Consider the following 13337-nt stretch of genomic DNA (forward strand, 5'->3'; position numbering starts at 1 on the left):
AACAGGCCAGTATTTTGCAGCGATTTCAGATCCATCAACAGGCTGTGAGAGCATTTCAAGATTGACAGTTGATGTGATTGTAAGCGATCCGGGAACGCCAACTTTAGTAACAGCAGGACCACAAAGTTTCTGTAAAGAAGACCTTCCGACATTTGCAAGCATTCAGACAAACGAAACCAACATAGTTTGGTATACAGCTATAACAGGCGGAACATTGATTCCATCTACTACAGCTTTAACAACAGGCCAGTATTTTGCTGCAATCTCAGATCCATCAACAGGCTGCGAAAGCGCTTTAAGATTGACAGTTGATGTGATTGTGAATGACCCAGGAACTCCAACATTGGTGACTGCTGGAACGCAAAACTTCTGTAAGGAAGACCTTCCGACATTTGCAAGTGTTCAGTTCAATCAAGCAAATATTGTTTGGTATACAGCCATAACAGGCGGAACATTGATTCCATCTACAACAGCTCTTACTACAGGCCAATATTTTGCCGCGATTTCAGATCCATTGACAGGCTGCGAGAGCGCTTCAAGATTGACAGTTGATGTGATTGTAAATGACCCGGGAACTCCAACATTGGTGACTGCAGGAGTACAGAACTTCTGTCAGGAAGACCTTCCGACATTTGCAAGCATTCAGACAAACGAAACCGGCATAGTTTGGTATACAGCTATAACAGGCGGAACGTTGATTCCATCTGCCACGGCTTTAACAACAGGACAATATTTTGCAGCGATTTCAGATCCATCAACAGGCTGCGAAAGCGCTTCAAGATTGACAGTTGATGTGATTGTAAATGATCCGGGAACACCTACATTGGTTACAGCAGGACCACAAAGTTTCTGTAAAGAGGATCTTCCAACATTTGCAAGCGTCCAGTTTAATCAAACAAATATTGTTTGGTATACAGCCATAACAGGCGGAACATTGATTTCATCAACAACAGCTTTAACAACAGGCCAATATTTTGCCGCAATTTCAGATCCAGCAACAGGCTGCGAGAGTGCTTCAAGATTAACAGTTGATGTGATAGTTAATGATCCAGGAACACCAACATTGGTGACTGCGGGAGTACAGAATTTCTGTCTAGCAAATACTCCGACATTTGCAAGCATCCAAACAAATGAATCTAACATTGTTTGGTATACAGCTTTAACAGGCGGAACAGTGATTGCTCCAACAACAGCTTTAACAACAGGCCAATATTTTGCAGCAATTTCAGATCCAGCAACAGGCTGCGAGAGCGCTTCAAGATTGACAGTTGATGTGATTGTAAATGATCCGGGAACTCCAACATTGGTGACTGCGGGAGTACAGAACTTCTGTCAGGTAAATGCTCCAACATTTGCGAGTGTTCAGTTCAATCAAGCAAATATAGTTTGGTATACAGCTATAACAGGAGGAACATTGATTCCATCTACTACAGCTTTAACAACAGGCCAATATTTTGCAGCAATCTTAGATCCTGCAACAGGCTGCGAAAGCGCTTCAAGATTGACAGTTGATGTAATAGTTAATGATCCGGGAACACCAACATTGGTGACTGCAGGAACACAAAATTTCTGTAAAGAAGACCTTCCTACATTTGCTAGCATTCAGACAAACGAAACTAACATTGTATGGTATACAGCTATAACAGGCGGAACATTGATTCCATCTGCAACAGCTTTAACAACAGGCCAATATTTTGCTGCAATCTCAGATCCATCAACAGGATGCGAGAGCGCTTCAAGATTGACCGTTGATGTGATTGTAAACGATCCGGGAACACCAACTCTGGTGACTGCAGGAACACAAAACTTCTGTTTAGCAAATGCTCCAACATTTGCAAGTATCCAAACAAATGAATCTAACATTGTTTGGTATACAGCTTTAACAGGTGGAACAGTTATTGCTCCAACAACAGCCTTGGTAACAGGCCAATATTTTGCAGCAATTTCAGATCCAGCAACGGGCTGCGAGAGCGCTGCGAGATTGACAGTTGATGTGATTGTAAACGATCCGGGAACACCAACTCTTGTGACTGCAGGAACACAAAACTTCTGTCTGGTAAATGCGCCAACATTTGCAAGTGTTCAGTTTAATCAAGCTAACATCGTTTGGTACACAGCTTCAACAGGCGGAACAGTAATTCCATCTGCGACAGTTTTAACTAGTGGTACATATTATGCAGCAATTTTAGATCCAGCAACAGGCTGCCAAAGCGCTTCTAGATTAACTGTTGATGTGATTGTTAATGATCCAGCAACGCCAACAACAAATGCTGCCGCGCAGACTTTCTGTACAGGTACAAATCCAACAGTTGCTAATATTCAAGTGAATGAAAGTAACGTAGTTTGGTACACAACTCAAACAGGAGGGACAGCTTTAGCTTCAACAACCGCACTTACTACTGCAACTTATTTCGGAGCAATTAAAGACCCAGCAACAGGATGTGAAAGCAGTGTAAGATTACAAGTAGCTGTAACAGTTGGTAATACAATAAACCCAACAACAAATAATTCAGCACAGACTTTCTGTTCTGCAAACGCGCCAACAATTGCAAATATTCAAGTAAACGAAAGCAATGTAACATGGTTTACAGCTGCAACAGGAGGAACAGCAATTCCGGCAGGAACAGTACTTACTTCTGGAGTATATTTTGGAAATATTGTTGACCCAGCAGGTTGCGAAAGCTCAACTCGTCTTCAGGTAACAGTAACGATAGTTAACCCGGCTCCTACACCGACTACAGCTAATACAACTCAAAACTTCTGTACTTTAAATTCGCCTACAGTAGCAAATATTCAAGTAAATGAAGCAAACGTTGTTTGGTATAGTACAGCTACGGGAGGAACTGCAATTCCGCCAACAACAGCTCTTGCAACTGGTACTTATTATGGAGCAGTTTCAAGTGCAATAGGTTGCGAAAATCCAGCAAGATTGGCTGTTACGGTAAATGTAAATTCACCAAGCGTGATAACAACACCAAGAACAACACAAACTTTCTGTTTATCTGCAGTGCCAACATTGGCTAATATTTTGGTGAACGAAACAAATGTAGTTTGGTATGCGTCTGCAACTGGAGGAACTCCATTAGCAAATACAACTCCACTTACGGCAACTACTTACTATGCAGGATCGTTGGCTAACACATTTAATGGCTGTGATAACGGACCAAGATTAGGAATTACAATTGCATTCGAAAATGATGCTGCAGTTCAGCTTACTACTACAGATGATACACCATGTGTATTCAAAGGGGTGACTTATTCAATTGCAAATGGTAAATCTAATTATGTATGGACTATTAACGGAGGTACAATTGTTTCAGGCGGAGGTACAAACGATGGATCTGTAACCGTTTCTTGGTCAGATATTGGACCAGGAACTGTAACAGTGGCTTATGTTAACAATTGTAACGAAAGAACAATTAAAACTTTAAATGTTACTGTAGCAAGCTGTTCAGATTTAACGATTACTCATACAGTTGATAATCCAACTCCAAATTTTGGTGATCAGGTTACATTTACTATAACTGTAAATAATGTTGGTGAAGGAGATTTTATCAATACTCTTGTTAGTGATTTACTTCCTAGCGGTTTACAATTAGTAAGTTCATCTGCAACATCAGGAACATACGACCCAGCAACGCAGCTTTGGACAATCCCAACGTTAAATGCAGGTCAGAGTGTAGTATTGACAATTGTTGCAGAAGTATTGCCAAACGGTACTTATACAAGTGTAGCAACTGTAGAGACTTCAACTCCTTTAGATGTAGATGCTTCAAATAATTCAGCTTCAGTTACATTAGAACCAATTTGTTTAACTGTTTACAATGAGTTTACTCCAAATAATGATGGTAAAAACGATTTGTTCAGAATAGACTGTATTGAGTCTTATCCAAACAACGAGTTGAAAGTATTTAACAGATACGGAGCGTTAGTGTATAGTAAAGCACATTATGAAAATGATTGGAACGGAACAGCAAATGTATCCGGTGTAATTAATAGAGGAGATATGCTGCCAACAGGTACTTATTTTTATGTGATAACCATTGGAGATGGAACGGTTAAAAAAGGCTGGTTGTCTATCATGAGATAACCCACTTCTATTAATCATCTAATTAATTAAACTAAATAAGTATCGTTATGAAACTATATATAAAATCATTAGAAACATATTTCATTTTAATATGTTCTTTTATTACGGTTTGCGCTTCGGCACAGCAAGATCCCGAGTATACGCAGTATATGTATAACACTATGGCGGTAAATCCAGCGTATGCTGGATCTACCGGAACCATAGAAGCAGCACTTTTGTATCGTTCTCAATGGGTAGGAATGCCCGGCGCTCCAGAAACACAATCTTTCTCTGTTCATTCTCCACTTAGAAATGAAAAACTAGGAGTAGGTTTGAGTGTTGTAAATGATAAAATCGGACCTTCAAATGAACTATATCTTGATGGAAACTTCTCTTATTCGCTGCCTCTTGGTTACGAAAAAAGATTGGCTTTTGGTATTAAAGCTGGTACAAGAATGTTAAACGTCGATTGGTCTAAAGGAAGATATTATGATAATGATGATGTTTTATTAAATCAGAACATTAACAATCAGATGAAACTAGCAGTAGGAGCAGGGGTTTACTATTATACAGATAAATGGTATGTAGGATTTTCTATTCCGAGTTTTATTCAGAATGATTATTATGACGATGTTCGTGAATCTATTGATTATGATCGTTTGCATTACTATTTAATGGGAGGTTATGTTTTTGATTTGAATCCAAATTTGAAATTTAAACCAGCATTTTTAGTAAAAGCAGTAAGTGGGGCACCGCTTACAGCAGATATATCGGCAAATTTCATGATTCAGGAAAAGTTTGTTATAGGAGGAGCATATCGAACAGATGATTCGGTAAGCATATTGGCAGGTTTTCAAATTTCACCAAGTTTCTTTCTTGGATATTCTTTCGATTACACTGTAAGCCAATTGAATAAATACAACGATGGTTCACACGAATTCATCTTACGTTATCAATTTGTGCAAAAACAAAGTAAAATTAAATCTCCTCGATTCTTCTAAAAACAAAACTTATGAGAAAACTATATATCCTATGTTTAATTTTGAGCGTTACGTTTAGTTTCGCTCAAAAAACTAACTTAAAGAAAGCTGATGCTTTGTTTAGAAGCTTTTCTTATTTGGATGCTTCTAAAGCTTACGAAGAATGTTTGCAAAACATAAAAGATCCATCGGCGCAAACTTTGAAAAATGCAGCAGATTCCTATTATTTTATTTCTGATTCTAGAAATGCACTTAAATGGTACAAAAAGCTTTATGAAGTGCAAGGAAATAATCTGACTGATATTTACTATTTGCGTTACATCCAATCTATGAAAGCAGTTATGGATTATGATGAAGCAGATAAAATGACAAAAGAATATTTAGATAAAAAAGGTGATAAGGCAGAGATTAACAGATATGTTGCCCAAAAGAAATACATGGACAGCGTATCAAAAGCAAAACCTCTTTATACCATTAAAAATTTAGATATTAATACCAGTAAATCAGATTTTGGAGCTACATTCTTTAAAGATAATGTTGTGTTTACATCAGCTCGTGATACCACAAAGTTCAGTGAGAAATTGTATACTTGGAACAATCAGCCTTTTCTTAATCTGTATATCGCAGAAAGAAATCCAGCAGATGGAAGTTTATTTAATGAAACAGTTTTTCTTCCGAACATAATGACGAAGTATCATGAAGCTACGGCTAGTTTTGATAGTAAAGGAAATACAATTTATTATTCGACCAATATTGTAAAGAAAAACAAATTGGTGGTTGATGAAGGTAGAGTAAATAATTTCCAAATTGTCAAAGGATCAATTGTAAACAATAAATTAGAAAATCCTGAGAAAGTATTTTTTGACAGCGATGACTACTCTGTTGGACATCCAGCATTGAGCGAAGATGGAAAATTGCTTTTCTTTGCTTCAGACATGCCAGGCGGGCAAGGAGAAACAGATTTATATCTGGTAAAAATTGCGGCAGATGGTACAATGAGCTCACCTCAAAATCTAGGGCCAAATATTAATACCATTGGTAATGAGGTTTTTCCATTCTTCCAAAACGGAGTTTTATACTTCTCTTCTGACGGGCATTATGGCTGGGGAGATTTGGATGTTTACGAAAGTAAGCTTCAAGCAGACGGAACTTTTTCAGTGCCAAAAAATCTTGGTGCACCTATTAACAGCAACAAAGACGACTTTTCTTTTATAATTGACAAGACAGATGCTTATGGTTATTTTTCATCAAATAGAGCAGGAGGAAAAGGAGATGATGACATTTATTCTTTTGTAAAAGGAAAACCAGTTTGTAACCAAAGTATTTCTGGAATGGCAATAGATCGTAAAACGAAAAAGCCTTTAACAGATGTTACCATAATGGCATATAACTCTTTTAGTGAAGTTTTAGGAGAAACTAAAACAAATTTTGACGGAAAGTATGCGATTGAAGTTCCTTGTAACAAAGTAATCAAAATGATTGCTGCAAAACCAAATTACAGCAGTGATGACAAAACTGTAGAAACCACTGGTGAAAATGGAGGCGAGATAAAAGATGTCAATTTTGAACTGAGCAATTACGATGATTTGGTTGTTAAAAAACAAGGAGTAGAAAAAGTAGATGTAAACCCAATTTATTTTGACTACGATAAGTATGATATTACGCCAAAAGCAGTAGAAGAATTGTCTAAAGTTGTATTCATCATGCAGAAGTTTCCAAACATCAGAATCAAAATAGAATCTCATACCGATTCGCGTGGAAAAGATTCGTACAATTTGAAACTTTCAGACAATAGAGCAAAATCAACACGAGATTATATCCTTTCGCAAGGCATAGATGCTTCTCGAATTGAAAGTGCTATTGGTTACGGAGAAAGCCGATTAATTAATAAATGTAAAAATGGTGTAAAATGTTCTGAAGAAGAGCATCTCTTAAATAGACGTTCAGACTTTATCATTATTCAAAAATAATTTTATATTTTCGCTGTAATATATTGATTTTCAGTTAAAAATATAAAACGTTGAAACCATTTGGAAGTTGGTTTTTTTAATTCTTTTTTAAGAATAATGGACAAGGAGGAAATCAGATTGCATGAATTTGCAATCTGATTTTTGATTTTCTAAAACTTTTATTTTTTCTGCATTTGAACAAAAATAAATTCTAATTTTGATATTCAGTTTTTCATTACAATAATCTGCAATATTTTACTATTTATGAGCATTCAAGAGACCATTCAAGCATTACGAAATGAACTTAATCAGCACAACTATAATTACTATGTGTTAGACAATGCCACTATTTCAGATTATGACTTTGATATTAAGCTGAAAGAGCTTCAGGATTTAGAAAATAAACATCCTGAATTTTTTGACGAAAACTCGCCAACGCAAAGAGTTGGTGGAGCAGTGACCAAAAACTTCAAGACGATTGCACATCAGTATAGAATGTATTCTTTAGACAATTCATATTCTAAAGAAGATCTTTTAGATTGGGAGAACCGCATTCAGAAAGTCTTAGGAAACGTTAGTTTGCAGTACACTTGCGAATTAAAATATGATGGAGCTTCAATAAGCATTACATACGAGAACGGAAAATTAGTTCAGGCGTTAACACGTGGAGATGGTTTTCAAGGTGATGAGGTAACAACCAATATTAAAACTATAAAATCGGTTCCTTTACATTTAAAAGGAAATTATCCAGATAAATTTGATATCCGAGGAGAAATAATTTTGCCATTTGCTGGTTTTGAAAAAATGAATCAGGAATTAATCGAAATTGGTGAAACACCTTATTCAAATCCAAGAAACACAGCTTCTGGAAGTTTAAAATTGCAAGACAGCGCTGAGGTTGCCAAACGTCCGCTTGAGTGCTTGCTGTATTTTGTAACTGGAAACAATCTACCATTTAAAACACAATACGAAGGATTAGAATTGGCTAGAAGCTGGGGCTTTAAAGTGCCAAAAGAAGCAAAACTAGTCAACAGTATGAATGAGGTTTTCGACTTTATTGATTATTGGGATGTTCATCGTCATAATCTTCCTTACGAAACAGATGGAGTCGTTATTAAAGTTAACAGCATTCAGCATCAGGAAGAATTAGGCTATACAGCAAAATCGCCACGTTGGGCAATTGCATATAAATTCAAATCAGAACAGGTTTCAACCAAATTAAAATCTATATCATATCAAGTCGGAAGAACCGGAGCTATAACTCCAGTTGCTAATCTAGAGCCTGTTCAGCTAGCTGGAACTATTGTAAAAAGAGCTTCGCTTCACAATGCCGATCAAATTGAAAAATTGGATATTAGAATAAACGATACTGTTTTTGTTGAAAAAGGAGGAGAAATTATCCCGAAAATCATCGCAGTAGATTTAGAGAAACGACCTGAAAATTCAGAACCAACAAATTATATTACACACTGTCCAGAATGTGAGACAGAACTAGTTAGAAACGAAGGAGAAGCCAATCATTATTGTCCTAATTTTTACGGATGTCCTCCGCAGATTATTGGAAGAATCCAACATTATATTTCAAGAAAAGCAATGGATATTGAAGGACTTGGAGGAGAAACAGTTGCTTTACTTTTCAAAAATAATCTAGTGCACAATTATGCAGATTTGTATGAATTGAAAGTTGAGGATATTCTGCATTTAGAAAGAATGGCTCAGAAATCAGCAGAAAATTTGGTAAATGGAGTTCAGAAATCAAAAGAAATTCCATTTGAAAGTGTTTTGTTTGCACTTGGAATTCGTTTTGTAGGAGAAACTGTGGCGAAAAAACTAGCAAAACATTATAAAAATATAGATGCTTTGAGCCAAGCTTCGCTGATGGATTTAGTTTTAGTTGATGAAATTGGAGAAAGAATTGCCAAAAGCGTTATCGAATTCTTCGAAAATGAAGAAAACAGAAAAATTATCGATCGATTAAAAAGTTATGGAATTCAATTTGAAATTGAAGAAAAAATAAACCCAAATGCTACTGATAAATTTGTTGGGAAAACTTTTGTGGTTTCTGGCGTTTTTAGTCAATTTTCTAGAGACGAACTAAAGAAAGCCATTGAGGATAACGGAGGGAAAGTTGGAAGCTCAATTTCTGCAAAGACAGATTTTGTAGTTGCGGGAGATAATATGGGACCAGCAAAACTGGAAAAAGCGACAAAATTAAATATCACCATATTGTCTGAAGAAGATTTTATAAACAAATTAAATGAAGCCTAATAAACCATCATTAATTTTGTTTTTTCTGGGACTGTTTTGTACCATCATTTTTGATTGGACAAAGCAGGACTTTTTTGCGACCTATGCAAAAGCGATTGTACTTCCCGCGATTTTTATTTATTATTTAATCAGCAGTGAGTTTCAAATCAGAAAAACAGAAGGTTTAATTTTCTTCTTTTGTTTTGTTGGTCAGGTTTATGATTTAATGGATGTCGAGAGCTCTGAAATTGGAGGAGTACTCAGTTTTCTGATTGTCTATTCTTTAATCGTGACCATATTTATTCGGGAACACGAAAGAATAAAACTAACCAAACGGGATATTTTGCCTATTTCTATCGTAGTAGTTTTTATTGTCTATTTATTGATCTCTGTTTTAAGTCTACAGCTTGACAGTATGAGAAAGTTTATTACACTTTATACTGTATACGGAATCGTTTTGAGTGTACTTAGTTATTTCTGCTTTGTCAGCTACATTACAAAAGGCACACACATGGCATTGCTAATGTCGCTTATGGCAATAAGCTACATTTTCTCTGATATTTTTTATATTTTTAATGAGTATTTCTCGTATTCGGTTGTTCTAGTCCTAATACGAGATACAACTCAAATTCTAGCTTATTTCTTTATGGTAGAATACTTTTTAGAAAAAGCTAGAATTCAAAAAAAGACTATACCACAATAGTGGTGCTTTGGTTTGTATGTGCTTTGTCTTTATCAAAATAAAAGTCAATACGACCTAAATTAATTCCATAGCATCCCACTTGATTTACCAGAACATCTTTTCCAGCCTTGTTCTTTACAATTGTTGGTTTATCTAAGAAGGTATGTGTATGACCTCCGATAATTAAATCAATATCCTGAGTTTGTTCAGCAAAAGTCAAATCACTAATTTTTGTTGGCTCATCTTTATATTTATAGCCTAAATGCGAAAGACAAATAACAAGATCACATTTTTGTTCTTGCTTTAATAGTTTTGTCATATCCTGAGCAACTTCAACTGGATTATTGTAAACTGTTTCCAGATATAGTTTTTTATCAACCAAACCTTGAAGTTCAATTCCTACTCCAAAAACACCAACTTTAATTCCGTTTTTATTAAAGATTTTGTACGGTTTCACATGTCCGTCCATAACCGTGTTTTTAAAATCATAATTAGAGTTAATAAAGTCAAAAGTTGCATGCGGAAGCTGAGCATATAATCCGTCAAGACCATTGTCAAAATCATGGTTTCCAATTGTCGAAGCATCATATTTCATCATGCTCATCAATTTAAACTCCAATTCTCCTCCATAATAATTAAAATATGGAGTTCCTTGAAAAATATCTCCAGCATCTAATAAAAGCACGTTCGGATTTTCTTTACGGATAGCTTCAATTAATGTTGCACGACGAGATACGCCACCTTTATTAGGATTACGTGGATCATCGGCAGGAAAAGGATCGATATGGCTATGCACATCGTTTGTATGTAGAATTGTTAGATGTTTAATATCGTTGCTTTCAAAACTGCTCAAAGACAATCCTAAACTTAATAGGGCAGTACTTGCTGCTGTTTTTTCGATAAACTCTCTTCTTTTCATTTTGTATATTTTTTTGCCAGAGGCGCTATGTCGTTTTAATTTTTTTATCCACCAATTTCACGAATTAACACGAATTGGTTTTTCAATCATTTAAAAATTTGTGCAAATTGGTGTAATTCGCAGCAAACTCTTTTATTCTTCTGTAATTCTGATATTTTTTGGAGCAACTACCGTGTCTACTTCTTTAAAATAGTCAATTAGAACATCCCTAAGTTTGTAATTTAAGTCAAACTTCTGAGTGCTTTTTGAAAAGAAAGCCATACTGTCTCCGCCATTTGCTAAATAGTCATTTGTGGCAACATAATACGTCTTGTTTAAATCAAGCGGCTTGCCTTGTACCATGATATCCTTTGCCTTATTGTCTTTTGTGATAGTAAAAGTCATTCCAGATAATGGCTGAGGTTTTTTCTCCTTAATAATATATGCTGCAATATCTAAAATCTGATCACCTTTTAAAGCCATCACAACTAAACTGTTTTCAAAAGGCATAATTTCAAAAGCTGTTCTGGTTGTAACATTTCCTTTAGGAAGGATTGCACGAATACCGCCATGGTTTAAAAGACATACATCAATATTTTTCTTTTCTCTAGCATTAAAAACAATGTTTCCTCTTTGCACACAAACATCGGCCATCAAGCTTCCAATGCCAGTTTGCCATTTTCCTGTGCTTTTGTCAAGAGTTTCAGGGCAATACGCCAATACATTATCTAAATCCTTATTAATGTGATCGCGATAAGGTTTAATAAAGTTTTCAATTTCAGAAGTTTCTCCAGTCTTTTCGGTAACTGGAACTTGTTTTCCTTCGATTTTAGTTAAATTGTAGTTCTTCGTACTACAAGAAGAGATTGAAAAAAGTGTTAAGAATATAACAAAAAGTTTTAAAAATCCGTTATACTTTTTTAGTTTTACCATTTTAAATGCAACTTAAATAATTAATTTTGTAATCTAGTAAAAGTACTATGTTTTTAAATTATATAAAGGAATTTTTTGTAAAAAAATCATTAAATGTTAATTTAAATAATGAAAAAAGCGAAGTATTTACTAAAAACGTTCAAACAATTGGTTTATTGATAGATGAGAGCACTTTTGAATCTTCAGAAGCATTAATTACGGAGATAACACTCCATGGAATTGCTTTAGAAAACATAAAAATTCTTGCCTATAGAGAAAAATTTAAGGAAAAAGAGACCTATTTACGCCCAACTTTTGGTAAAAAACACATCAATTGGAAAGGGGAAATTGAAGAAGGTTTTTTGAATGAATTTGTAAATTCAGAATTTGATCTTTTGCTGAGCTATTACGATGTTGAAAATATATTTTTAATGTTTGTCACAAGTAAGTCAAAAGCTAAATTTAAAGCCGGATTTTCGGCTGTAGACCAAAATTTAAACCGTTTGATGATTAACACAGGATTAGGGAACTATAAACTATTCATATCAGAATTGTTTAGGTATTTAAAAAATATAAAATAAATTATAATTAATAATATGCAATCATTAATAGGAACTGGTGTTGCGCTTGTAACGCCATTTAAAAAAGATTTTTCAGTTGACATTGAAGCTTTACAACGAATTGTAAACTTTTCTATAGATGGCGGAGTGGAGTATCTTGTTGTAATGGGAACAACAGCAGAAAATGCAACCCTTACGGCAGAAGAGAAAGAATTGGTTATAAAGACTGTAATCGATGTGAACAAAGGAAGACTGCCTTTGGTTCTTGGAGTTGGAGGAAATAATACTATGCAGATTGTAGAAGAGTTGAAAACAAGAGATTTTTCGGCTTTTGAAGCGATATTATCTGTTTCTCCTTATTATAATAAACCAACACAGGAAGGGATCTATCAGCACTTTAAAGCAATTGCTGAAGCTTCTCCAGTTCCAGTAATTCTATATAATGTTCCGGGAAGAACGGCAAGTAATATGCTTCCTTCAACAGTGGTTCGTTTGGCTAACGACTTTAAAAATGTTGTAGCAATTAAAGAAGCTGCAGGAGATATGGCTCAAGCTATGCAGATTATTAAAAACGCTCCAAAAGATTTTTTAGTGATTTCAGGAGACGATATGTTGGCGCTTCCAATCGTTTTAGCGGGTGGAGCAGGTGTTATTTCTGTAATTGGACAAGGTTTTCCTAAAGAATTTTCAGAAATGATTCGTTTAGGATTGAATAAAAAAGCAGCAGACGCTTTCAAAACACATTACTTTTTATCAGACAGCATTGATATGATTTTTGAGCAGGGAAATCCAGCGGGAATCAAACAAATCTTCCAAGCACTTGGAATTGCTGAGAATACTGTTCGTCTACCTTTAGTTTCTGTTGATGAATCTCTAGCGACAAGACTAAATGACTTTGTAAAAAACAGCATTAAATAATTGTTAAAGTGTTAGTATTTTAAGATACTAAAAAATTATTTTGCAGTAGCTAAATTAATAACTAAATTTGCCACCGAAACTTCGGTGCGATTTCACTTTGGCATAATTGTCTGAGAGATTGT

At 35.2% G+C, this 13337-nt stretch carries 9 protein-coding genes; 7 read left to right on the forward strand and 2 right to left on the reverse strand.

The features are described 5' to 3' along the window. The 5 genes from DMA14_RS04085 to DMA14_RS04105 all read left to right on the forward strand — a co-directional run. Positions 1-4090, forward strand: a 4090-nt coding sequence (locus DMA14_RS04085; protein ID WP_157957666.1) for an Ig-like domain-containing protein, incomplete at its 5' end; no start/stop codon positions are given. A 47-nt stretch (positions 4091-4137) separates the two neighbouring features. Further along, positions 4138-5070 carry a PorP/SprF family type IX secretion system membrane protein gene (locus DMA14_RS04090; RefSeq protein ID WP_111423355.1) on the forward strand — a complete coding sequence of 311 codons (933 nt, stop codon included), beginning with the start codon at positions 4138-4140 and terminating at the stop codon, positions 5068-5070. A gap of 11 nt (positions 5071-5081) precedes the next feature. Next, positions 5082-7019: an OmpA family protein gene (locus tag DMA14_RS04095; RefSeq protein WP_111423357.1), complete on the forward strand. Its 1938-nt coding sequence runs from the start codon at positions 5082-5084 to the stop codon at positions 7017-7019. 243 nt (positions 7020-7262) lie between these two features. Continuing rightward, positions 7263-9266: an NAD-dependent DNA ligase LigA gene (gene ligA / locus DMA14_RS04100; protein ID WP_111423358.1), complete on the forward strand. Its 2004-nt coding sequence runs from the start codon at positions 7263-7265 to the stop codon at positions 9264-9266. Further along, positions 9256-9948 (forward strand): hypothetical protein, encoded by a 693-nt coding sequence (locus DMA14_RS04105; RefSeq protein ID WP_111423360.1) that lies wholly within the window; start codon positions 9256-9258, stop codon positions 9946-9948. Before ligA ends, DMA14_RS04105 begins: the two co-directional genes overlap by 11 nt. Here DMA14_RS04105 and DMA14_RS04110 read toward each other — a convergent pair. Next, a complete protein-coding gene (locus DMA14_RS04110; protein WP_111423362.1) occupies positions 9935-10846 on the reverse strand; it encodes a bifunctional metallophosphatase/5'-nucleotidase in 912 nt (303 codons plus the stop codon). The genes DMA14_RS04105 and DMA14_RS04110 overlap by 14 nt on opposite strands. Before the next feature lie 132 nt (positions 10847-10978). Beyond that, positions 10979-11758, reverse strand: a complete 780-nt coding sequence (locus DMA14_RS04115; RefSeq protein ID WP_111423364.1) for a 5'-nucleotidase C-terminal domain-containing protein — start codon at positions 11756-11758, stop codon at positions 10979-10981. 47 nt (positions 11759-11805) lie between these two features. Here DMA14_RS04115 and DMA14_RS04120 point away from each other — a divergent pair, with 47 nt between their 5' ends. Both DMA14_RS04120 and dapA read left to right on the forward strand, forming a co-directional pair. Continuing rightward, positions 11806-12318, forward strand: coding sequence for a DUF6913 domain-containing protein (locus DMA14_RS04120; protein ID WP_111423365.1), 513 nt, complete (start codon positions 11806-11808; stop codon positions 12316-12318). A gap of 15 nt (positions 12319-12333) precedes the next feature. Then, entirely contained in the window at positions 12334-13215 is an 882-nt protein-coding gene (gene dapA / locus DMA14_RS04125) for a 4-hydroxy-tetrahydrodipicolinate synthase (protein WP_111423367.1), read from the forward strand. Positions 13216-13337: the final 122 nt, after the last annotated feature.

Origin of the sequence: Flavobacterium sharifuzzamanii (assembly GCF_003254585.1) — a bacterium.
Classification (GTDB): Bacteria; Bacteroidota; Bacteroidia; order Flavobacteriales; family Flavobacteriaceae; genus Flavobacterium; species Flavobacterium sharifuzzamanii.